The sequence below is a fragment of the Haemophilus parainfluenzae genome (assembly GCF_900638025.1).
In the GTDB taxonomy this organism is placed as follows: domain Bacteria; phylum Pseudomonadota; class Gammaproteobacteria; order Enterobacterales; family Pasteurellaceae; genus Haemophilus_D; species Haemophilus_D parainfluenzae_J.
On record NZ_LR134481.1, the window covers coordinates 135,686 to 160,158 of the forward strand.

The 24,473-nt window shown below is 38.2% G+C and carries 21 protein-coding genes and 1 riboswitch; of the genes, 16 read left to right on the forward strand and 5 right to left on the reverse strand.

What is annotated here, in order from left to right; genetic code table 11:
• Positions 1-24: 24 nt before the first annotated feature.
• The 10 genes from EL215_RS00705 to EL215_RS00750 all read left to right on the forward strand — a co-directional run bounded on the left by EL215_RS00705 (position 25) and on the right by EL215_RS00750 (position 10,268).
• Positions 25-603 carry a TerD family protein gene (locus EL215_RS00705; protein ID WP_049355477.1) on the forward strand — a complete coding sequence of 193 codons (579 nt, stop codon included), beginning with the start codon at positions 25-27 and terminating at the stop codon, positions 601-603.
• A 12-nt stretch (positions 604-615) separates the two neighbouring features.
• Positions 616-1,263: a stress protein gene (locus EL215_RS00710; RefSeq protein WP_049355478.1), complete on the forward strand. Its 648-nt coding sequence runs from the start codon at positions 616-618 to the stop codon at positions 1,261-1,263.
• 162 nt (positions 1,264-1,425) lie between these two features.
• Complete coding sequence (locus EL215_RS00715) at positions 1,426-2,469, forward strand: YeeE/YedE family protein (RefSeq protein ID WP_126469538.1); 1,044 nt, start codon at positions 1,426-1,428, stop codon at positions 2,467-2,469.
• Positions 2,470-2,478: 9 nt separating this feature from the next.
• On the forward strand, positions 2,479-2,700 hold the full coding sequence (locus EL215_RS00720) for a sulfurtransferase TusA family protein (protein WP_005631077.1): 222 nt from the start codon (positions 2,479-2,481) through the stop codon (positions 2,698-2,700).
• Positions 2,701-2,938: 238 nt separating this feature from the next.
• A complete protein-coding gene (locus tag EL215_RS00725) occupies positions 2,939-3,415 on the forward strand; it encodes a hypothetical protein (RefSeq protein WP_049355847.1) in 477 nt (158 codons plus the stop codon).
• A gap of 405 nt (positions 3,416-3,820) precedes the next feature.
• The gene (locus EL215_RS00730; RefSeq protein WP_049355849.1) at positions 3,821-5,083 is read left to right on the forward strand and encodes a TolC family protein; all 1,263 of its coding nucleotides are present in this window, start codon (positions 3,821-3,823) and stop codon (positions 5,081-5,083) included.
• 28 nt (positions 5,084-5,111) lie between these two features.
• Positions 5,112-7,322 (forward strand): type I secretion system permease/ATPase, encoded by a 2,211-nt coding sequence (locus tag EL215_RS00735; protein ID WP_126469541.1) that lies wholly within the window; start codon positions 5,112-5,114, stop codon positions 7,320-7,322.
• A 1-nt stretch (position 7,323) separates the two neighbouring features.
• Complete coding sequence (locus tag EL215_RS00740; protein WP_049355853.1) at positions 7,324-8,556, forward strand: HlyD family type I secretion periplasmic adaptor subunit; 1,233 nt, start codon at positions 7,324-7,326, stop codon at positions 8,554-8,556.
• A 437-nt stretch (positions 8,557-8,993) separates the two neighbouring features.
• Positions 8,994-10,037: a YeeE/YedE family protein gene (locus tag EL215_RS00745; RefSeq protein WP_126469543.1), complete on the forward strand. Its 1,044-nt coding sequence runs from the start codon at positions 8,994-8,996 to the stop codon at positions 10,035-10,037.
• A gap of 9 nt (positions 10,038-10,046) precedes the next feature.
• Positions 10,047-10,268 carry a sulfurtransferase TusA family protein gene (locus tag EL215_RS00750; RefSeq protein WP_005631077.1) on the forward strand — a complete coding sequence of 74 codons (222 nt, stop codon included), beginning with the start codon at positions 10,047-10,049 and terminating at the stop codon, positions 10,266-10,268.
• A gap of 67 nt (positions 10,269-10,335) precedes the next feature.
• On the opposite strand, the gene nanQ is transcribed toward EL215_RS00750, so the two are convergent.
• Positions 10,336-10,803 (reverse strand): N-acetylneuraminate anomerase, encoded by a 468-nt coding sequence (gene nanQ, locus EL215_RS00755; protein WP_126469545.1) that lies wholly within the window; start codon positions 10,801-10,803, stop codon positions 10,336-10,338.
• Between the two features lie 242 nt (positions 10,804-11,045).
• Between nanQ and pnp the strand changes: the two genes are divergently transcribed.
• The 5 genes from pnp (at position 11,046) to EL215_RS10245 (ending at position 17,805) form a co-directional block, all read left to right on the forward strand.
• A complete protein-coding gene (pnp, locus tag EL215_RS00760; protein ID WP_126469547.1) occupies positions 11,046-13,184 on the forward strand; it encodes a polyribonucleotide nucleotidyltransferase in 2,139 nt (712 codons plus the stop codon).
• Between the two features lie 64 nt (positions 13,185-13,248).
• The gene (nlpI, locus tag EL215_RS00765) at positions 13,249-14,190 is read left to right on the forward strand and encodes a lipoprotein NlpI (RefSeq protein ID WP_126471965.1); all 942 of its coding nucleotides are present in this window, start codon (positions 13,249-13,251) and stop codon (positions 14,188-14,190) included.
• 74 nt (positions 14,191-14,264) lie between these two features.
• A complete protein-coding gene (locus EL215_RS00770; protein WP_126469549.1) occupies positions 14,265-16,115 on the forward strand; it encodes a DEAD/DEAH box helicase in 1,851 nt (616 codons plus the stop codon).
• Between the two features lie 95 nt (positions 16,116-16,210).
• The gene (mltF, locus tag EL215_RS00775) at positions 16,211-17,605 is read left to right on the forward strand and encodes a membrane-bound lytic murein transglycosylase MltF (RefSeq protein ID WP_126469551.1); all 1,395 of its coding nucleotides are present in this window, start codon (positions 16,211-16,213) and stop codon (positions 17,603-17,605) included.
• 56 nt (positions 17,606-17,661) lie between these two features.
• Complete coding sequence (locus EL215_RS10245) at positions 17,662-17,805, forward strand: hypothetical protein (protein ID WP_164757043.1); 144 nt, start codon at positions 17,662-17,664, stop codon at positions 17,803-17,805.
• Positions 17,806-17,863: 58 nt separating this feature from the next.
• Here EL215_RS10245 and EL215_RS00780 read toward each other — a convergent pair whose 3' ends face one another.
• On the reverse strand, positions 17,864-18,994 hold the full coding sequence (locus tag EL215_RS00780) for a transferrin-binding protein-like solute binding protein (protein WP_126469553.1): 1,131 nt from the start codon (positions 18,992-18,994) through the stop codon (positions 17,864-17,866).
• A gap of 156 nt (positions 18,995-19,150) precedes the next feature.
• Between EL215_RS00780 and EL215_RS00785 the strand changes: the two genes are divergently transcribed.
• Positions 19,151-21,451, forward strand: coding sequence for a TonB-dependent hemoglobin/transferrin/lactoferrin family receptor (locus tag EL215_RS00785; RefSeq protein ID WP_126469555.1), 2,301 nt, complete (start codon positions 19,151-19,153; stop codon positions 21,449-21,451).
• A gap of 64 nt (positions 21,452-21,515) precedes the next feature.
• Here the strand turns inward: EL215_RS00785 and hpf are convergent, their stop codons facing one another.
• From hpf to EL215_RS00800, 3 genes are all read right to left on the reverse strand, one after another.
• Positions 21,516-21,839, reverse strand: coding sequence for a ribosome hibernation-promoting factor, HPF/YfiA family (gene hpf, locus EL215_RS00790; RefSeq protein WP_126469557.1), 324 nt, complete (start codon positions 21,837-21,839; stop codon positions 21,516-21,518).
• Between the two features lie 241 nt (positions 21,840-22,080).
• Positions 22,081-23,451 (reverse strand): alanine/glycine:cation symporter family protein, encoded by a 1,371-nt coding sequence (locus EL215_RS00795; protein WP_126469559.1) that lies wholly within the window; start codon positions 23,449-23,451, stop codon positions 22,081-22,083.
• Between the two features lie 87 nt (positions 23,452-23,538).
• A riboswitch (glycine riboswitch) is annotated at positions 23,539-23,660 on the reverse strand.
• A gap of 268 nt (positions 23,661-23,928) precedes the next feature.
• Positions 23,929-24,411 carry a pyridoxamine 5'-phosphate oxidase family protein gene (locus EL215_RS00800; protein WP_126469561.1) on the reverse strand — a complete coding sequence of 161 codons (483 nt, stop codon included), beginning with the start codon at positions 24,409-24,411 and terminating at the stop codon, positions 23,929-23,931.
• Positions 24,412-24,473: the final 62 nt, after the last annotated feature.

Sequence of the window (24,473 nt, forward strand, 5' to 3'; positions counted from 1 at the left end):
TAATAACAACTGGAGAATTACAATATGGCAATTTCATTAACTAAAGGTCAAAACGTTTCACTTAGCAAAACTGATCCAAGTTTAAAAAATGTATTAGTGGGTTTAGGTTGGGATGCCCGTTTAACCGATGGACAAGACTTTGACTTAGACGCAAGTGTATTTATGGCAACAGAAAATGGTAAAGTGCCTTCTGATAGACATTTTATTTTCTATAATCAATTAGTTTCACCTTGTGGTGGCGTAGAGCATACTGGCGATAACCTCACTGGTGATGGAGAAGGTGATGATGAAAGCGTGATAGTTCGTTTGGACAAAGTTGAAAGTAATATCAAATCACTTTTTATTACTGTAACTATTCACGATGCAGAAGCTCGCCGTCAAAATTTTGGTCAAGTCAGCAATGCATTCGTACGTATTGTTAATAATGATACTGGTGATGAAATTGTTCGCTTCGATCTTTCTGAAGATTACAGCACTGAAACAGCAATGGTGTTTGGTGAAATTTATCGTCATAATGGTGAATGGAAATTTCGTGCAATTGGTCAAGGATATACAGGGGGATTATATTCACTTTGCCAACAATATGGTGTAAATGTAGGCTAATTGGAGTGAAAAATGGTTTCATTAAATAAAATTACTTTAGAAAAAAAAGGTGATTCACATAAAATTAATTTATCGAAATCAACTGATCAGCAAATTACTATTAACTTAAATTGGACTCAACAAAAACCCACAGGTTTCTTCAGTAGCTTATTTGGTTCAAATAAAGAGATTGACTTAGATCTTGGGTGTTACTGGGAGTTACAAGACGGAACAGCTTCACTTATTGACGGTTTGCAATTTTCCAAAGGTCAAGGCGGTCCCAAAGATCGTTTTACTCGTCAAGGATGCTATACACAAGCGCCTTGGGTATGGCATTGCGGAGATGATAGAAATGGGAGTTCATTCGAAGGCGAAAATATTCTCGTCAATCCTAAAGGTATCAAAGACTTACGACGTTTGGTAATTTATTGCTTTATTTATGAAGGAGCCGCTAAATGGGCTGAATCCGATGCAATTATCACTGTCAAAGTTCCTAATCAACCTGAAATTGTAGTTGAAATGGGAAAACAAACTGACCCTCGAACATTCTGTGCTATTGCAACGATTGATTTTGAGTATACACAAATGTCTGTCCGTAAAGATATTAACTTCTTTAATGGACATGCTGATTGTAGTCAATATTATGGTTGGGGTTTTAACTTCTCCGCAGGCTCAAAATAATCAAAAATTCTCTCCCCTGTGCGCTCAGAAAAATACACAAATTTCTGAGCGCACTTTTTTTATATCAAAAAAACATATTTTCTAGCCAAAAGTTATTGGTGCTACCTTCTTATTTTTTTAGAAAATACCGACCTACTCAGTTCTAAAAAAGAAGGAATATTTATGCTTTTAACCGGATTACTTTGCGGAATTTTACTCGGATTTGTGATGCAGCGTGGGCGCTTTTGTATTACTGGCGCATTTCGCGATATGTATGTCACCAAAAATAACAAAATGTTTGTTGCCCTTCTACTGGCGATTACCGTGCAATCTATTGGTTTCTTTCTCTTAAAAGAAATCGGTGTTTTAAATGTTGATCCCGCTGAAAATTTTGCCTTTTTAGCGGTGATTATCGGTGCCTTTGTGTTTGGCATCGGTATTGTTCTTGCTGGCGGTTGTGCGACAGGTACGTGGTACCGTGCTGCGGAAGGCTTAGTCGGTAGTTGGGTCGCGTTGTTTACTTATATGTTATTAAGTGCCATCATGCGCACCGGCCCATTAGGTGAATTTAATAAAACTTTACGCAATATCAATATTGAACAACGCAATATTTACGATACATTCGGTATTTCACCTTGGTGGTTAGTGGCACTATTAACTTTAGTGACAGCTTTCTATGTGTACAAACATCTCAGTAAACCCAGCGTAAAAGTAGCGGCATTAAAACCGAAAAAAACGGGGCCTGCTCATTTATTATTTGAAAAACGCTGGCACCCATTTTTCTCAGCAGTGCTAATCGGATTAATTGCGCTTGCCGCTTGGCCATTAAGTGTCGCTACGGGTCGTGAGTTTGGACTTGGGATCACTGGTCCATCCGCTAATATCATGCAATTCCTCGTTACTGGCGACGGTAAATTTATTAACTGGGGCGTATTCTTAGTTTTAGGGATTTTTATCGGCTCATTCATCGGCGCGAAAGCAAGCAATGAATTTCGTGTCCGTGTACCAGATGCCACTACGATTCTACGCAGTGGACTCGGCGGTATTCTTATGGGTATTGGTGCAACGCTTGCGGGTGGCTGCTCTATCGGTAATGGCTTAGTCGAAACCGCCTTTTTCTCTTGGCAAGGTTGGGTATCATTACCATTGATGATTTTCGGCACTTGGATGGCCGCCTACTTCACCATTATCCGTCCACAACGTTTAAAATTAGCAAAAGCATCATAAGGAGTTTATATGATCGTTAAATTACCAACACTCGGCCTTGTTTGCCCATTTCCTCTCGTTGAAGCTAAGGAAGCCATGGCTAAGCTAAATAAAGGCGATGGCCTAGAAATTGAATTCGACTGTACACAAGCCACTGAAGCCATTCCCGCTTGGGCTGCTGAAGAAGGCTATGAAGTGACAAACTTCGAACAAATTGATGATGCCAAATGGTCAATTACAGTGATTAAATAATCAACAAATATTGATTTAAAAAAGAACTATCTCTTTACCTTTTGGCTTGATTACGTTCATAATCAAGCCTTATAAAACAATTAGTTAAGATTTTTTTGTAAATTAAATGTAAAAAACTATAAATAGCCTTCCTTTATTATAAATTTCAGGTAGAATCTTGCGCCGAGCACAAGCAATATCTGTGCAATTTTTAGTCACTACAGACTGTAATTATCATTATTTACATTGGGAGCTACCTATGAAACTTTCTAAATTATTAACTGCAGTCTTTACTGCCTCCATATTAGCTGCTTGTACATTAAGCAATGAAAAATGGTCAAATTTTGATAATCAATCAGCGAATGTTAACCCACAAGAAAATCATGCTGGTTTAGTATTTTTCCGTACTGATGCGGGTTCAAACTCTATTGCTGTGAATATTAAAGTAAATGGAGAATACCTTTCTTCTCTTCAAGTCGGTGGTTTTACCAAGACAGAAATTTGTGCAAAACCAACCACAATTGAAGCATACTATGTTGAAATGAAGCCAGGAACAAACTTAAACGTAAATCTAGCAAAACAATCTATACGTTATTTCGCAATAGATACTTCAAATACATCTAATCCTCAAATCATAGAGGTTGATACAACATCTGCACAAAAAATATTAAAACAACTTAAACATCAAGCTCATACTATTTCTCGCATAAACAATGCAACTTGCCTTGGGAATTAAAGAATATAAAACTTATCTAAAACATATTAGCTTAAAATAAATAAACACTAAAAATAATTGAAACCAAAAAGAATCAGTAATTTTTTAGCTACGAGCCATATAAAAATCACCAGCAAGCAAGAAGATGGATGTCACCCTAAGTCACTTTAAATACTCATCATGTTTAAAGGCCTTAACTTATCCGATTGTACTATAGGTGAAAATTGTGGCTTGCCTCTCTCCTATTCATTATTGATATAAATACTAGTAAGAAATCAGCTATTTTCCTGCCACTAAAAATAAATATATTGATTGCTAAATAGTCAGAAAATTTACATATAATTTACATTTAAAGTATCCACACTGAACTAATTTGAGCTATAATCCTCAGACTGTCTTTTATACTTACCGCGAAGAGTCCATTCTATGAAACTAACACGTAATAAAATCTTCTCATTACTAATGTTTGGCGCACTGCAATCACAACTTGTATTTGCCGAAGACTTAGCTTCGATCCTACAACTCTCGCTTCAACAGGATCCTGTGTTAACTGAAGCTAATGCAAATACTGAGGGTGCTTACAATGATATGAAAGCATCAGAAGCAGGTCATTACCCAACCCTATCCTTAACGGGACAAAACGTATTAGCCCAACAACATACATCAAATAATTCTAAAATGCGTGATGATGTCGGCGTAAGATCCCGTTTAAATCTATATGCTTGGGGTGGAATTCAAGCAGCAGTTGAACGAGATAAATCGAAAATGGAATATTTTCAATATAAATATTATGAAACACGGGAAGAACTCGCAAATACAATAAGTACGCTTTATTTAACCGCACTTCGCGCAAAAGAGTCGATATCAATCGCCAAAAAAAATATCCGTCGACATGAAAAATTCATCGCAGATTTGAAAGTAATCAATCAATACGATGAAGGTCGTCGTTCTGAAATTGCACAAGCTCAATCTCGCTATTTACAAGCGCAATCCACAGAAGCAAATTTAGAAAAAATCTTATCCATCAACTTAAGTAAATTGAGTAAATATACCTCTAAGAAACTCACAGAAAAAGATATTGTTGATCCATTTAATAAACAAAACTCAACTCAATTAATCGCTTTATTCGATAATGTGGAAGCTAATAATCACCCTAGTTTTAAAGCTCAAGAAGCTGAATATAATAGTGCCTTAGCAGATTCAGAAGCAACTAAAGCATCAAAATATCCTTCTATTAATTTGGAAGGTAGCGCCACTCGCCGAGATAGAAGTATTGCGTTAACGATGTCTTGGGATTTATATAATAAACCTGTAGACTATGCTACAGAAAAAAGCCGAGCAGTTGTACTATCAGCTAAAGCTCGCTCACATGAGATGCTAAGAGATATTAAAGAACGTGCCGAAACCGCCAAAGTTGATATGAAGCAAAGTGAACGTCGAGCTAAAATTGCGAAATCATTGATTGCAACCCAAACTCAAGTTGCCCAAGACTATGAGCAACAATTTTATATTTCCAATAGAACCTTATTAGAAGTATTAGACTCTTATGCAGAGTTAGCCTCAACTGAAACGAATTATGTAGAGGCCCAAAATGATTATCGTGATGCAGCAATCGCCTACTTACTTGCTAAAGCTAGTTTAGCAAAATGGGCAAAAGTGCCAGATTTCAATACAACTAATCATTTTTAAAGTTCAATCATTATTGTAAATAAATTTTATGAATTCAATTATCAAACATTTAGCCATAGCAACAAAACTACTTAATCAACCGGTTGCTGAAGAAGCGCTAGCCTCAAATGTTGCTAGAGATCGAAATTTAAATGCCAATATTCAATCTTTAAGTGAGGTTTTACGTAGTTACGGGTTCGAAAATCATATTTCTCGTCGAAAACTCTTAGAGATACCTTCGCTTGCAATGCCTGCTATCATTATTCTCAATAATGAGGAAGCTGCAGTTATTACAGACGTAAAAGGTCACGGAGAAGAGCGCACTTACGTTATTCGCCAGGGTGATGCTCCAGCACATGAAATATCTCACAAAGATCTCGAGTCAAAATATTTAGGCTTCTGTTGGTTTATAAAGCCTAAATTAACTGCAGATCATCGTTCAGAATTACCTGAATATCATTTACCCAAAGCCTGGTTTTGGAAGGTAATTGCTCGTTTTAAAAAATATTATTATCAAGTTATTCTCGCTTCCTTTTTAATTAATATTTTAGCGTTAATTAGCTCCTTATATGTAATGAATGTGTATGACCGCGTCATTCCTAATGAAGCCTATTCAACATTATGGGTATTGAGTATCGGTGTATTTCTCGCCATTCTCTTCGAGTTTATCGCTAAAATGATACGGTCCCATTTAACCGATATTGCAGGCAAAAAAGCAGATTTGATAATCAGTTCTGCACTATTCAGACGAGTAATGGCATTACGTCTGATTGAACGCCCGATTTCATCCGGTTCTTATGCTAATAATCTTAGAGATTTCGAAGCTGTACGTGAATTTATGACAAGTGCCAGCTTACTAGTATTGGTAGACGCGCCATTTTTATTATTATTCCTTTTTGTAATGTTTATTATTGGGGGAAAATTGGCAATCGTACCTGCGGTGATTTGTACTTTAGTATTAATTGTTTCTTTTGCTGTTCAGCCTGTTTTAGCAAAACGTATCAATGAGAGTATGAGAGAAAGTTCACAGCGGCAAGGTTTAGCTGTCGAAGCAGTGGAAGGTATTGAAACATTAAAAGTAAATAATGCAACGAACTGGGCCCAGCAACGTTGGGATCGATTAAATGCGTTAACCGCAGCTAGTTCAATGAAAGTAAAGGAAATTAATGAGTTTGTGTCTAACCTTACAGTTGGATTACAGCAACTGAATACAGTGGGGTTAGTGCTCTTAGGGACCTACTTAATTCATGATGATGTCGTTGAAGCTCGAATTACAATGGGGGCCGTGATTGCCTCAGTTATTCTTTCTGGTCGAGCACTCTCATCATTGGGTCGAGTAGCTGGATTGGCTATTCGTTTCCAACAGGCAAAAAATGCGCTAAAAGGTGTCAATGCAATTATTGAAAGACCTATTGAACGTAGTCCTGAACGTTCTTACGTTACACTGACCCAAGTACAAGGTCAGCTTACATTTAAAAATGTTGTATTTCAATACAATGAAGATACGCAACCGGCTATTGCCAATTTAAATTTAACGATTCGACCAGGCGAAAAAGTAGCTATTCTTGGACGAATTGGTAGCGGAAAAAGCACCTTATTAAAATTAGCTGGCGGCCTATATGAACCAACAGGCGGAAATATTTTGTTAGACGATGTTGATACTCGCCAAATTGATCCAAATTTCTTGCGAGATAAAGTGACATTACTCAATCAATCACCTCGTTTATTCCTTGGTACATTGCGTGAAAATTTAGATTTGGCTCGAATGGATGGATATTCTACTGATCAAGAATTACTTGCTGCATTACGAAATTTCCATCTCGATCAATTAGTCAGAAATCATCCAAAAGGATTAGATATGCCATTAGGAGAGGATGGGTTAGGTCTTTCTGGGGGACAAAAACAGATCGTTTCATTAGCTCGTTTAACTTTAAGACATCCTAGAGTGGTATTACTTGATGAGCCTACAACGGGATTAGATGAACAAACAGAACGCCAAGCCCTAAATGTTTTAGCTCAATGGGCAAGAGATAAAACCGTTGTTGTTGTGACACATCGACTACAAGTATTACCTATGGTAAACAGAGTAGTTGTTGTAGACAATGGTCGCGTAGTGATGGATGGACCACGTGATGCTGTGATTGCTAGATTACAAGAAAATGAGGCTCGTCATAATCAAGCCACACCAGCTCAGACTTCACCTAATGAAAATAATACGCCGAAAAATGCAGTTAAAAAACAAGAAGAGAAGAGTAAATAATATGTCAAATCAGCCACAAGAAAAAATTAATAAAGAAGATTTAAAGCTGATTAATGATTTAAGTGCAGCTTTACAATCCGAGAAACACACCGGTTATTTTGCAATTATTAGCCTGTTTTTGTCTTTCATGGTTGTTTTTATCATTTGGGCTTATTTCAGCCCGCTTGAAGAAGTGGCGCAAGGACAAGGACGCATAATCCCAAGTAGTCGTGAACAAATCGTACAAAGTCTAGATCCTGGTACTATTCAACAGATGTTAGTAAAAGAAGGTGATACTGTAGAGAAAGGACAAATTTTACTGAAACTAGATGATACTCGAAGTTCTGCAATTTTACGTGAAAGCAAAGCCAAAGTAGAACATTTAGAAGCAATGGTCGCACGTTTACAAGCTGAAGCATATAACACAAAACTGACCTTTCCTGAGGATATTTCTGATGAACTAAAGAAACGTGAAGAAGCTGCCTATGTCTCTCGCCGCCGAGCAATGGAGGAGCAAGTTTCAGGGCTACAGAAAAGTAAAGCAGCATTAGAGCAACAAATTGCAATTACAACGCCTATGGTAAAACGTGGAGTAATGTCACAAGTTGAACTATTAAGAATGCAACGAGATTCACATGATTTAGCCGTGCAAATTACTGAACGCCAAAATCGTTATACTACTGATGCAAGTAACGAATTGGTAAAAACGGAATCCGAGCTAGCGCAAGCCAAAGAGAATATGGCTATGCGAGCAGATCCTGTCGAACGTTCACAAATTCGAGCTCCAATGAAAGGGATTGTAAAGAATATCCGAATTAATACTATTGGCGGTGTTGTAAGTGCTGGACAAGATATTCTTGAAATTGTCCCTATTGAGGATAATTTATTAGTTGAAGCTTATATTAGACCTAACGATGTGGCATTTATTCGACCTGGATTACCTGCTGTAGTCAAGTTAACGGCTTACGATTATGCTATTTACGGTGGATTAGAGGGTAAAGTCACATTGATTAGTCCAGATACACTAAGCGATGAAAAACGTAATGCAAGTGAATTAAAACTAAATATGAATAACGTATATTATCGAATTTTAGTACAAACTTCAGGTAGCAATCTCGTCGACAAAAATGGTAACGAAATGCCAATTATTCCTGGAATGGTTGCGACAGTGGATGTCAAAACAGGTGAGAAAACTGTGTTTCAATATCTAATTAAACCGATTACACGAATGAAACAGGCATTAAGAGAGCGATAAATTTAAAAGTGCGGTCAGAAAAATATATAAATTTCTGACCGCACTTTGATTTATGCCCCAAAATTGGATGATTAATTGATTAAATAGAGAGCCCTGTATGTCTAGAACTTCCGACCTTAAGATACTTAAAAGTTTTAAATCAAAGCAGTCTCCCTTCTGATAATGCCTTTGTATTATTTTATCTTCCCAAATCTCCCCCCATTCTTCAGCCCATAAAGCATAACTTGGATCATTCTAAATATGTGATAAACAGTAATAATACCTAAGCCAAATTAGGGATAATGGACAAATCTATATCTCAACTAGGTATCTAATTTGAGTAACAAATTACTTTTTATATCAAAAAAACATATTTTCTAGCTAAAAGTTATTGGCGCTACCTTCTTATTTTTTTAGAAAATACCAACCTACTTAGTTCTAAAAGAGAAGGAATATTTATGCTTTTAACCGGATTACTTTGCGGAATTTTACTCGGATTTGTGATGCAGCGTGGGCGCTTTTGCATTACTGGCGCATTTCGTGATATGTATGTCACCAAAAATAACAAAATGTTTGTTGCTCTTTTATTGGCAATTACCGTGCAATCCATTGGATTCTTCCTCTTAAAAGAAATTGGTGTATTAAATGTTAATCCGGCTGAAAATTTTGCCTTTTTAGCGGTGATTATCGGTGCCTTTGTGTTTGGTATCGGCATTGTTCTTGCTGGCGGTTGTGCGACAGGTACATGGTACCGTGCTGCAGAAGGCTTAGTCGGCAGTTGGGTCGCATTATTCACTTATATGTTGTTAAGTGCCATCATGCGTACTGGCCCATTAGGCGAATTCAATAAAACTTTACGCAGTATCAATATTGAACAACGCAACATTTACGATACATTCGGTATTTCACCTTGGTGGCTAGTCGCATTATTAACTTTAGTGACGGCTTTCTATGTGTACAAACATCTCAGCAAACCAAGTGTAAAAGTCGCAGCATTAAAACCGAAAAAAACGGGGCTTGCCCACTTATTATTTGAAAAACGCTGGCACCCATTTTTCTCTGCTGTATTAATCGGATTAATCGCACTTGCGGCTTGGCCACTCAGTGTCGCTACTGGCCGTGAGTTTGGACTTGGGATTACTGGCCCATCAGCCAATATCATGCAATTCCTCGTTACTGGCGACGGTAAATTTATTAACTGGGGAGTATTCTTAGTCTTAGGGATTTTTATCGGGTCATTCATCGGCGCGAAAGTAAGCAATGAATTCCGTGTCCGCGTACCGGATGCCACTACGATTCTACGCAGTGGACTCGGCGGTATTCTTATGGGTATTGGTGCAACGCTTGCGGGTGGCTGCTCTATCGGTAATGGCTTAGTCGAAACTGCCTTTTTCTCTTGGCAAGGCTGGGTTTCATTACCATTGATGATTCTCGGCACCTGGGTGGCCGCCTACTTAACTATTATCCGTCCACAACGTTTAAAATTAACAAAAGCATCATAAGGAGTTTATATGATCGTTAAATTACCAACACTCGGCCTTGTTTGCCCATTTCCTCTTGTTGAAGCTAAGGAAGCTATGGCTAAGTTAAATAAAGGCGATGGCCTAGAAATTGAATTCGACTGCACACAAGCCACTGAAGCCATTCCTGCTTGGGCGGCTGAAGAAGGTTATGAAGTGACAAACTTTGAACAAATTGATGATGCAAAATGGTCAATTACGGTAATTAAATAATAAAAAAGTGCGGTCAGAAAAATATATAAATTTCTGACCGCACTTTTTCTTTAATAAATCGAAATAATTAAATTAATTCTACCGGTACTTTCACCACCAGTTTTTTCACAAAACTTGATTTACCGTTTACGGTGCAACCTGGTTTATGTGGCTCATAAGGGAAAAAGACAGCGAACATTTTTGGTAAAAGTGTCACGGTGCTTTTATCTTCAATTTGTGGGGTAAGTTGGTAATCATCTTCATCACGATATTCATCGTATAAGCTGAGATTTGGATAAGTTGCGCTTACTTCAACATTTTCTTCGCCACGAATAAGTAATTGAATATCTAGATATTTATGGTGAAGTTCAGCCTGTTTGCTATCCGCTTCAACCGTATCAAATTCCATGACATTCATATAAACTTGCTCGCTTAAATCATGACGACCATTTTCTAATGCTTCAAGATCTAAAGTATTGAGATGATCGCAAATGTCCGCGATAACTTTTGGTAAACCCACTTTGAAATTTGGGTTATTTAATGCACTGATAATCATAGTGTCTCCTTACGTATGTATTTGTATGAGAATATGATAACAAGTTGCTTATATTAAATAAAGTTACCAATAAATTTAAAACTCTGTATAATAAGCTGGCTTTATTTTCTGCATTAGCGTGCGGCTATCAAAAGAGAGTTTTAAACGCCCAAAGTGCGGTCATTTTTTCAAGAGATTTCTTTTGCTAGTCGCAATCTGGAAAATAAAGCTTTGTTTTAAATATTATTTTGAAGGAAAACATTGTGAATCCAATTGTTAAACAATTTAAATACGGTCAACATACCGTTACTCTAGAAACCGGCGCAATTGCACGTCAAGCAACGGCTGCGGTTATGGCAAGCATGGACGATACCACGGTATTCGTGACTGTTGTTGCTAAAAAAGATGTGAAAGAAGGTCAAGACTTCTTCCCATTAACCGTAAACTACCAAGAGCGTACTTATGCAGCAGGTAAAATCCCTGGTGGTTTCTTCAAACGTGAAGGGCGTCCATCTGAAGGCGAAACCTTAATTGCACGTTTAATCGACCGTCCAATTCGCCCATTATTCCCAGAAGGTTTCTTCAACGAAATACAAGTTGTGGCAACTGTGGTTTCTGTAAACCCACAAATCAGCCCAGACTTAGTAGCAATGATTGGTGCTTCTGCAGCATTAACCTTATCTGGTGTACCTTTCAACGGCCCTATCGGTGCAGCGCGCGTTGGTTTTATCGACAACCAATTCGTATTAAACCCAACTATGGCTGAACAAAAACAAAGCCGTTTAGACTTAGTGGTTGCAGGTACTGACAAAGCTGTATTAATGGTTGAATCTGAAGCTGACATTTTAACTGAAGAACAAATGTTAGCGGCGGTCGTATTCGGTCATCAACAACAACAAGTTGTAGTTGAAGCAATCAAAGAGTTTGCGAAAGAAGCCGGTAAACCACGTTGGGATTGGGTTGCGCCACAACCAAACACAGATTTAATCAACAAAGTAAAAGCGATTGCTGAAGCACGTTTAGGCGATGCATACCGCATTACTGAAAAACAGGCACGTTACGAACAAATCGATGCGATTAAAGCGGATGTGATTGCACAAATCACAGCTGAAGATGAAGAAATCAGCGAAGGTAAAATCGTGGATATTTTCACCGCACTTGAAAGCCAAATCGTTCGTGGTCGTATCATTGCCGGTGAACCACGTATTGATGGCCGTACTGTTGATACCATTCGTGCATTAGACATTTGTACTGGTGTATTACCACGTACTCACGGTTCTGCAATTTTTACCCGTGGTGAAACGCAAGCATTAGCCGTTGCAACATTAGGTACTGAACGTGATGCACAAATCATTGATGAATTAACAGGTGAACGTCAAGATCACTTCTTATTCCACTACAACTTCCCTCCATACTCTGTAGGTGAAACCGGTATGATTGGCTCACCAAAACGTCGTGAAATCGGTCACGGTCGTTTAGCAAAACGCGGTGTCGCTGCGGTTATGCCAAGCCTTGCAGAATTCCCGTATGTCGTGCGTGTTGTATCTGAAATCACCGAATCTAACGGTTCTTCTTCTATGGCTTCTGTATGTGGTGCGTCTTTAGCATTAATGGATGCAGGTGTACCAATCAAAGCCGCTGTTGCAGGTATCGCAATGGGCTTAGTGAAAGAAGAAGAGAAATTCGTGGTGCTTTCAGATATCTTAGGTGATGAAGACCACTTAGGTGATATGGACTTTAAAGTGGCTGGTACACGTGAAGGTGTAACTGCACTTCAAATGGACATCAAAATTGAAGGTATCACCCCTGAAATTATGCAAATTGCATTAAACCAAGCAAAAGGTGCGCGTATGCACATTCTTGGCGTAATGGAACAAGCAATCCCTGCACCACGTGCAGATATTTCTGACTACGCACCGCGTATTCACACCATGAAAATTGATCCTAAGAAAATCAAAGATGTTATCGGTAAAGGTGGTGCAACTATCCGTGCATTAACTGAAGAAACTGGTACTTCTATCGATATCGATGATGATGGTACAGTGAAAATCGCTGCGGTAGATAGCAGTGCAGCGAAAAACGTGATGGCACGTATCGAAGAAATTGTTGCTGAAGTTGAAGCGGGCGCAATTTACAAAGGTAAAGTGACACGTCTTGCTGACTTCGGTGCATTCGTTGCTATCGTAGGAAATAAAGAAGGTTTAGTTCATATTTCTCAAATCGCAGAAGAACGCGTAGAGAAAGTGAGTGATTATCTTCAAGTAGGTCAAGAAGTGACGGTTAAAGTGGTTGAAATCGATCGCCAAGGTCGTATCCGCTTAACCATGAAAGATCTTGCACCAAAACAAGAAACTGAAGTAGAATCTGCACCAGCAGAAAACATTTCAGAAGAACAAGAATAATCTCACAGGGTGTGTGAATTTAGTTTATACACCCGCCTTGATTATCAAACTAACTTATAAAACAATGCAGTATTTTCGGTTATTCCGTTTTCTAGTTTCGTTGTCTAGCCTAAGTGTGATTTTATTTATTTCTGGTTGTGTTCAATCGGGAAATGTGTTTGTCGCACCAAATAAAGTTGTGCTAGCGGATCAAACCCCGAATACGCACTTCGAACAAGAAGTGATGATTACCCGAATCGGGCAGGTTTTATTAGTTGGAAAAATGAGTAATGAAGAACGGGCGATGCTTCACTTTGAACGTGGCGTATTATACGACTCCCTCGGTTTATGGGGCCTCGCACGTTATGACTTTACACAAGCCCTTGCATTACAGCCAAAGATGGCTTCTGTTTACAATTATTTAGGGCTTTACTTACTGCTTGAAGAAGATTACGACAGTGCATTAGAAACCTTTAATGCGGTGTTTGAATTGGATCCAAGTTATGACTATACCCACCTTAATCGTGGTTTAAATTTTTATTACGTCGAACGCTATAATCTTGCTGAAGACGATTTTATGAAGTTTTATGAAGCCGATACCAAAGATCCCTATCGCGTACTCTGGCTCTATTTGAACGAACAAAAATTAAAACCACAAGAAGCCCATGCCAACCTTGTTGAACGAGCGAAAGGGCTATCTAAGGACTTCTGGGGAACAAATATCGTTCAATACTATTTAGGTAATATTTCCGTGAGTAATTTGCAAGAGCGGGCAACCAAATTTGCAGAAAACTCGCAACAATATGCAGAAATATTAACCGAAACCTATTTTTATCTAGCAAAACAAAAACTCAATATAGGGCTAGTAGATGAGGCTGCAGCCCTATTTAAACTAGCTATGGCAAATCAAGTTTATAACTTTGTTGAGTATCGTTTTGCCGCATTTGAACTAATGAAATTAAAACCTGTTCAAATAGAAGACGAAAAAGAAAAAAGAAGTGCGATCGCAAAAACGGTTGTTTTTTAGCTCTTCCACTTTCTTTTTAACAAATGAACTTGAAAGCTAAATTGAGCTTTCCTTACTTACATTCGAGTATCTTAATGACTGACAAAATCACTTTTAATGATTTAGGCTTGCCTGAATTCATTCTAAAAGCCGTTTCTGACCTTGGTTTTGAAACACCTTCGCCAATCCAACAAGCTTGTATTCCTGCTCTTCTAGAAGGCAGAGATGTACTTGGTATGGCACAAACCGGTAGTGGTAAAACTGCCGCATTCTCGTTACCTATTTTGGCTAAAATTGATCCCGCCGCAAAACATCCACAATTATTGGTGATGGCACCAACACGTGAACTTGCCATTCAAGTTGCCGATGCTTGCGAACACTTCATGAAATATGCCAAAGGTATCAATATTGTGACTCTTTATGGTGGTCAACGCTATGACATCCAATTACGTGCATTAAAACAAGGTGCACAAGTTGTTGTAGGTACACCAGGTCGTATTTTGGATCACATCCGTCGTAACACATTAGATCTATCTGAATTAAAAGCAATCGTACTTGATGAAGCAGATGAAATGCTTCGTATGGGCTTTATTGATGATGTAGAAACCGTTATGGCTGAATTACCAGAAGAGCACCAAACTGCCCTTTTCTCTGCAACCATGCCTGAGCCAATTCGTCGTATCACAAAACGCTTCATGAATAATCCGCAAGAAGTGAAAATTAAAGTAAATAACGATAATGCGCCTGATATTGAGCAAAATTGTTGGTATGTTCAAGGTTTCCGTAAAAATGATGCATTATTACGCTTCTTAGAAGTGGAAGATTTTGATGCGGCTATCATTTTTACCCGTACTAAAACAGGCACACTTGATGTGACTGAATTATTAGAAAAACACGGTTTCCGTGCTGCAGCTTTAAACGGTGATATGACACAACAATTACGTGAACAAACCTTAGATCGCTTACGTAATGGTAGCCTTGATATTGTGGTTGCAACTGATGTTGCTGCGCGCGGTATCGATATTGAACGAATCAGTCTTGTGGTGAACTATGACATCCCACTTGATGCAGAGTCGTACGTTCACCGTATCGGCCGTACTGGTCGTGCTGGTCGTTCTGGTCGTGCATTGTTATTCGTTGAACCACGTGAACGCCGTTTACTTCGTAACATCGAACACTTGATGAAAAAACCAATCAATGAAGTTGAATTGCCAAATCATGAAGTGTTGCAAGCCTGTCGTCGTAAGAAATTCCAAGACAAGATTACCAAACAATTGGAACATCACGATCTGGAAATGTATCGTAGCCTATTGGAAGATTTATTCACGGCAGATCAGGATCAAGAAGATATTGCAGCAGCCATGTTGATGTTGCTTCAAGGTAAACAAAAACTGATTCTTCCACCTGACCCACCAATGGATAAGCGTCGTCGTGACCGTAATGATCGCGCTGATCGTCGTGAAAACCCACGTTCAGCTGAACGTCGTGGTGAGCGTAAAGGCTATGGCACCCCACAACCGATGGATTTATATCGTATCGAAGTAGGTCGTACAGATGGTGTAGAAGTGCGTCATATCGTAGGCGCTATCGCAAATGAAGGTGATATTAACAGTCGTTATATTGGTCATATCAAACTTTATGATGATTACTCTACTGTTGAATTACCACAAGGCCTGCCGAAAGAATTACTTCAACAATTCGGTAAAACTCGCGTTTTAAACAAACAAATGCAAATGAGCTTTATGGGTGCGGCACAATCAGACAGTGGACGTGGTGGTAACGATTTTGGTGGGAAAGGCCGTCGTGATGGTCGACGTCATGAGCGCGGAGAGCGTGGCCAAGATCGCTTCCGTAGTGAGCGTAATGGTGAACGTCGTCAGCGTAAATTTAACGATAAAAACGACCGCACTTTTAATGAACGAAGTCGCCGAGATCGCCAACGTTAATCCTTATTTAGCAGCCCCTTGAAGTAAAAGGGGCTTTTTTATTATCTTAATTCTGGTTACAATCGTCTCTTATCTCAATTTATAAGGTTTATCTATTGAAAGGTTTATTTCTACGTATTATTGCTGCTTTTGCATTATTACTTTGGGCCATTGATATGGTGTTCCCTTGGCAAAAAATTATGCAGTCAGAGCAAAACCCTTATGCTGCGATCAAAAACCGCGGTAGCCTTATTGTTGGCACCATTAACAATCCCATTTACTATTTTATTGGGAATGAAGGTGAATCTGGCTTGGAATACGAATTAGCAAAAAACTTTGCTGATTACTTAGGGGTTCGCTTACAAATTAAAACCTTAGAAAATAACGATCAACTTTTTAACGAATTAGAGAACAACAATATTGATATTGCAGCTGCGAATCTTTTGTTCCAGCCTCAACGTGCAGAAAAATTTCAGTTAGGACCCTCTTATACTTCTGCCTCTTGGCAGCTTGTGTATAAAAAAGGGGAAAATCGCCCGAAAGATTTGGCTCAAGTCCAGCAAGAAATTATTATTTCTGCGGGAGAAGACTTAGAAAAATTACTATCTCAAGCACAGAAAAAACACCCTGCACTCAAATGGCAGAATAACAAGCAATTGACTCAAGAGGAATTATTGATTCAAGTGGCGGAAGGGAAAATTCCTTACACCATCGCCAATAGTATTGATGTGGCTGCGGCACAACAAATTCGCCCTAACTTAGCGATTGCATTTGACCTAACAGATGAAATGACCGTGCATTGGTATCTCTCCAATAAATCCTATAATGAGCTACAAGCAGGCTTGTTAGATTTTATGAATAATGCCATTGAAACAGGATTAATTGATCGCATTGAGGAAAAATATTTCCGTCACATTACCACCTTTGATTATGTGGATACTCAGGCTTATTTAGAGGCCGTAGAAAAAATTCTACCCCAATATCAACCGCTCTTTGAAAAATACAAAGGGAATTTAGACTGGCGATTATTAGCGGCTATAGCCTACCAAGAATCGCATTGGGATCCTTATGCGACCTCGCCTACAGGTGTACGGGGCATGATGATGCTAACCAAAGATACGGCTGCACGTATGAATATTAATAACCGTACCGATGCCGAACAAAGTATAAAGGCGGGCTCGGAATATTTACATTGGCTACTCAATCAAATGCCTGATAGTATTTCAGAAGAAGATCGAATTTGGTATTCTTTAGCCGCATACAATATGGGCTTAGGACATATTCTAGATGCTCGACGCCTAACTAAAAAGTTAGGAGGAAACCCAGATAACTGGTTAGATGTAAAAAATAATCTTCAACTATTATCGGAAAAACGTCATTATTCTAACTTAAAATATGGCTATGCTCGCGGTTATGAAGCCTACCAATATGTCGAGAATATTCGCCGTTACATGAACAGTATTATGAATTATCATCGTGTTCAAGAAAACCAAGCGACCGCAACAGAATAAGTGCGGTCAGAAAAAATAGCGTTTTTATTGAATAGAAAGAAAACAAGGAGAAAAAAATGTTAAAAAGAAAAACCTTCTTAAAGAAAAAAGCATCAAGAGATATCTCTGCCTCACGCAACTTACGTTTAAGACGACTAAAACACCGCAAAGAGCAGCAATTTCAACGTCAGGCTTTACAATTTGTAATTCAAAATATTTAAAAAAAGGCGAACAATTATGTTCGCCTTGTGCTAATTATTGGTTAAAAATCATATAACATCATTCTTTAATGCCACCGAATGCTCCACGAGATTGATCTGCTTCATTAATAAATAACCCTGTCATTTCCTTGGCATTTTCACCAAAGAAACCACCTTGGGTTTTGATACCATTTACTTCACCTGAAAAGCTATTACCTGTGATTTTACCACCAAAATTCATACCTGGTACGGCATTAGCTTTTTCCGTAATATTAATGTCAATGACTTTATTAGCAAAATCAGCTGTAGCTTTCATTTCACTACGCTCACTATTACTTCCATCTTTTTGATAAGCTATACCACCTTTATACTCCACCAATCCTGTTGTTGGGATTTGTGCTATAGCTGTCGGTAAGCCTTGTGCAAAGAAATATTGATTACCACTTAAGTTGTCAAAATATGTACCAAATGCACTAGCTTGAAAATTGCTATTACTTAAAATAGTTTGTCCTTCTTTACGAAGATTATATAAATCGTTATATTCTTCATAAGTCCATGGGTCAATATCCCCGGCTCTTCTCAAGATATCAATGTCAACTAATTTACCTGATTTATCAATTATTGTCAGATCTCGTATATCTCGAGTTAACGGACGATTTACATCGCTTCCTTCTGAGGCTAAAACGCCCCCAGAAATAGCATCCTTCATCTCACCATTAATGCCACCAAAGATCTTATCACTCAATGGAATTCTTGCCTTTTCATCAGCTTTTAGATTTTCTAGTTGCTTTAATCTTTCCTCTGCAGCTTTTTTAGCTTCCTCTGCAACTTTTTTGGCTTCCTCTGCTACTTTTCTCTCTGCTTCAGCCGCTTTTATCGCGGCTTCAGTTGCTTTTTTCTCTTCTTCAGTTTGATTGCCATTGCTTTGAGCTACCTTGATGGCTATTTCTGCTTTTTTTATAGACTCCTCTGCTTTTTGCACGGACTCATCCGCTTTTTTCACAGACTCTTCTGCTTTTTTCAAAGAGTCTTCGGCTTTTTTTGTAGCAGTTTCAGCTTTCTTATTCGCCTCCGTGATTCTTTGATTTAATTCAGTCTCAGCTTGTCGAAGCTGCTCTGAATTATCTGTACCACCTTTTGAGCTAGAAGAACAAGCGCCTAATGCCATAACACATGAAAGCGCAATGATGGAAAGTTTAATTTTGTTCATAAAAAGATCCTTATTATCTTGTTTTTTAGACTAAATGATGACTTCACACAATTTAAATGAAATAAAAATAATTTTCAATACCATTGAAAGGTTTCTTTAACTTTTGTAAACTTCGCTCCGGATTCTACTAAATTAGATAAAATTTCAGGTAAAAATATGACTCATAAATTTCTCCTTTCTTTAGGTGCATTCTGTGTAGCCTTCACTTTACAAGCTTACGCAGAAGAACAAACAACATTAGATACAATTACTGTTAATGCTAATGCCTCTGAAGTCAAAGCAAATCAAATAAAAAAGACACGTAAAGCCATCCAAGAAGAACTTGTTTCTGATAACTATGACTTAGTACGTTATGCTACTGATGTCGGTATTAGCGATAATGGCCGTCGTAATAAAGGTTTTGCAATGCGTGGTGTTGAAGGGAATCGAGTGGGCATCAGTATTGATGGCGTTAATTTGCCCGAATCAGAAGAAAACTCACTTTATGCACGTTATGGTAACTTTAATAGCTCACGATTAAGTATTGACCCTGAATTAGTACAAGGTATTGATATTATGCGTGGTGCCGATTCTTTCAATGCGGGAAGTGGTTCTTTAGGTGGTTCTGTAAACTACCGCACGTTGGGTGCTGATGATATTATTCTACCAAATAAAAAATGGGGTGTATTGCTTAAAAACGGTTATGCGAGTAAAAATAGCGAATGGACACACACTTTAGGTGTGGCTTATAAAGATGACAAATTTGATGCAACTTTGCTCTATTCCTACCGCAATGGGCATGAAATGAAAAGTAGAGGAAAGGGACAAGATATTTTAGGTAATGCTCGAGGTATTCCTGATCCATCCCATCATAAAAATCATAGCTACTTAGCTAAAGTTGGCTATTTTATTACTCAGACACAACGTGTAAGTGCATCATTTAACGCTCAAAAAGCAAATAATTTTGTTGATGAAAAGTCTTATCAACTTGCAGGGCTTTGGCGGGAGTCGGATGATATTAGTAAACGATATAATGCAAATGTTGCTTACGAATATTTTCCAGAAAATAGCCGCTGGTTAAGTTACCTAAAGACCGAACTAGATTTTCAAAAAACCAATATTGGCTCAAAAAATTATAAGGGTGGACATCGCTATAATTCTGATTTTAGTGCATACATAGGAAAAGATTTAATTGAAATCCAGGACACGAGTATGAATAGCCGTTTTATGCGAGCTTCTCTACGAGCAGATTTCATGCCATGGGAAAGTCGCTTCGGTAGTCATCAATTTACGCTAAGAACGGGTATTTCACAAAAAGATTTTGATAATCGCAATGATCATGAATATCCCAATGTAGGTGCCAATGGTAGTAGTGCTAAAGATAGTGAATCTATTCAACATCCAGTCAGAACCCGTTCATTTTTCGCTCAATTACAAGATCATGTCATGTGGAATGATATTTTTTCTAGTCAATTAGGTATTCGTTATGACTGGGATGAATTAGTACCGCAAGATTTAAAAGCCTTTTGCCGAGCTTGTAGCCGTAAACCCGCATCAAATACCTTTCAAAGTTTAAGTGGCTCGTTTGGATTAGAGGCTCAGCTTAATGATATTTGGAAGATCGGCTATAACATTTCTACTGGCTTTCGCATTCCAACCGCTTCAGAAATGTACTTCTCTTTTGAACATCCTGCTGGTAACTGGAGACCAAACCCTGATTTAAAAGCTGAACAAGCATTAAATCAATCTATCTATATCCAAGCAGAGTATCAATTAGGTACATTTGGGCTGAATTTTTATCACACACATTATAAAAATTTCTTAACTGAGCAAGAGTCAACTTATAAAAAACGTAACCCGTATTACAATGCCTATAGTGCAAGTTATGGTCAACAAGCTTATTACACAACGATTGCCCAACAAGCTATAAACATTGATCAAGCGCGTATCTCTGGTATTGAATTCACGAGTAAAGTTAATTTAGATCAGATTATTTCTGTAATTCCACAAGGTTGGAAATTTACAGCAAATCTCGGTTATGCAAAAGGGAAACTAAGTGGTACTGAGGCTAGCCTACTTTCTATCCAACCAATCAAAGTAATTTTAGGAATTGGCTATGAAGATCCAAATGATCGCTGGGGAGTTAACGTCAAAGCGAGTTATCTTGGTGCTAAAAAAGCTAAAGATGCCCAAATAGTACAATATTCAACTAACTTTGTTAGAGAAGTAAAAACTTACCCTTATCTTAATAATTCGGCAGTATTATTTGATTTGTATGGTTTCTATAAAATCAATCAAAATATTACACTCCGAGCAGGACTTTATAACTTATTTAATCGCAAATATCACACTTGGGATACCCTACGTGGTATTAACAAAATAAGTACGACTGATTCTGTTGATAAAGAAGGGAAAGGTTTAGAGCGTTTTTATGCACCAGGGCGTAATTTCGCAGCATCTGTTGAAATTCGTTTTTAATTCATTATTTCCTTAATAAGAAAGGGCGAACATCATGTTCGCCCTTTTATTTACTTACTATTCTTTATTTTTCAAAAGAATCTTTCAAACGTTCTTCTGCTCGACGGGATTCACCTTTATGTTGAAGTTTATTCAATTGACGCTCCAATTTCTCTTCTACTTCATTAATGGCTTTATACATATCATCAGCGGTTGCAGTCGCAAGCAGATTACCTAATGGGGTTCCAATTGAAGCCTCTACAGAAAAGCCGTTTGGTACTTTACTTAAAACAAAGTGCGGACTAATCAGTTGAGTGTGCCATTTCTCTAATTTTGCAAGTCTTCCCTCCACATGTTCACGAATTGCAGGGGTGATATCCATTTGTTTACTTGTGATATTGAGTGTCATAGCATTTACCTCTTTTGCTTAAATGAACCCTTCGGTTCCGTTCATCTTTAATAACAACATATCGACCTTGAACCACTTTTTCAAGTGCTTTTAGGTAAATAAAAAAACAAATGTTCAAAAATATGATCGGGATCTAATTTCTGCAAAAATGTAATTTCATTTCTGTGTAAACTTGTTATGATGTAAAGCTGTAAACAACAAAGGGAGGCACTCGACTTCCCTTTTCTTTTTATGAGATAAATTAGGCTAACTCATCTTGATCATGTTGTGTTGCTTTTAAACGTTCGAAGTAATCCTTAGTTTCTGAAATAATTTCTTTACGCAAACCAATTAATGCTATCAAGTTCGGGAAGGCCATTAAACCATTCACGATATCCGCTAAAATCCAGATTAAATCTAAGGTGAGGAATGAACCCGCTCCAACCAGAACAATAAATACGAAGCGATACAATTTAATACCACGAATACCAACTAAATAAAGAAAACAACGCTCACCGTAGTAACACCAACCTAAAATTGTGGTGAAAGCAAAGAATAATAAACCAACGGTTACAATAGTTGCACCAATTGATGTACCTAATCCCTGTGCAAAAGCATAGTTAGTCACACTTGCACCTGAAAGCTCTGGGTTACTCCATGCTCCTGTAATCACAAGCACTAAGCCTGTCATCGTACATACGATGATGGTATCTAAAAACGTCCCCGTCATCGAAATTAAACCTTGGCGAACGGGCTCTTTCGTTTGCGCTGCTGCGGCTGCGATCGGCGCACTCCCTAAACCTGATTCATTTGAGAAAATACCGCGCGCCACACCTGATTGAATGGCTTTCATCACGGTAAAGCCAACTGCACCACCTAAAGCTGCCTGAGGATTAAACGCACTCTGAATAATTAATGAAATTGCAGCAGGTAATTTGTCGTAATTAACGATTAAGATGATAATTGAGGTCGCCACATAGCCGATTGCCATAAAAGGCACAATCACTGAAGAAGCTGTCGCAATACGTCTTACACCACCGAGAATAATCATAGCGACCAATACGGTCACCACTGTTGCCGTAATAATAACGGGTACATTGAATGTGTCTTGCATCGCATGCGTAATGGCATTTATTTGAGGGAAGGTACCAATACCGAAAAAGGCCACTAATACCCCAAAGAGCGCAAATAATTTGGCTAACCATTTAATACCAAGACCACGCTCAATGTAATACATTGGTCCACCGGCCATAAAACCGTATTTATCTCGAACACGATATTTCACGGCAAGTAAACATTCAGCATATTTAGTTGCCATGCCTAATAATGCAACCAACCACATCCAAAAAATCGCACCTGGTCCACCTGCTTGCACCGCAGTGGCTACACCAACGATATTCCCTGTACCAATAGTTGCTGCTAATGCCGTACAAAGTGCGGCAAAAGAAGATACATCTCCCTTGCCTTTATTCGCACCACGAGCAAATAAATAGCCCAATGCACGCGGCAAATAACGAATTTGTAAGAAACCTAAACGCAGGGTGAGATAAAGTCCGGTTCCGGACAATAGAATGAGTAGAGGCGGTCCCCATACAAAGCTGCTAATAGCAGATAAGGTTGTCTGTAATGACATTGATGATTCCTCGTCGTTTAAAATACAAATAAACTCGACAAGGAGACAAGAAGAATCCCGATAGAAATATTTTGATAATACCGATTGTCTTTTGCCCCTGTCCTTTTGCCTGAGCGTTTGGAAAACAATCGAAAAATCGACCGCTCTTTTGCGCCTTCGGCGTCCATTTACATCAATAAAATGCAATGGATCTCTCCAAGGGTTCGTCCAGTAACAGTCCCTGCAATCTTGCGATTGCGCCTGAAAGATTTTACCTCGTCGGCGTAGGGGCAATTCCCTACTCTCCAGCTACCTTCTTCCGAACTCACTTTTTACGTTTTATTCTTATTGCAAAAAGTACCGCAAATTTTAACAAACTTGGAAAACTAACTCAATGGATTGACAAAAAAAGGCTTTGATTACAAGGTGAAAGCAGATAAAAATAAAGTGCGGTCAAAATTTTTCTTATTTTTGACCGCACTTCTCTCAGCAATAAAATTAGTGCTCTTTACATGACCATTGAGTCACATTCATCTTAATAACTACAATTTTGTTTAGCTCATTCTCACTAAACTGCCAATCATTTTTCTGTGTATAGTGTTCCATTAAATATTGTAGAGCATCAATCTTCTCATCTTTATCTTCAATAATGAATAAATTCCCTTTTCCAATAATGCTCTGATATAAAAAAGAATAATCACAGGCAATTTCTGCTTTTACAATTTCATGTTTTCGGTCCATTTCAAAACCAGCTAATTTATTCTTTTTAATCAGTTCAATCTTTTTCCCTTTAACAAATCCATGGAAATAAAGAGTAAGTTCTTCATTATCTGCCTTAAAACCAAAATTTAATGGAACAATATAAACACTTTCATCATCTTGTAATCCTAAACGGCAAATATCACACTGCTTCATAATTTCTAACATACGGTGATAATCAGTGATCGCCCTATCCTTACGTCTAATCTTAGAACATTCCATATTATACTCCCCCTGCTTATTAGATAAAAAAGGCAGATAAATATCTGCCTTCAATTTTAATA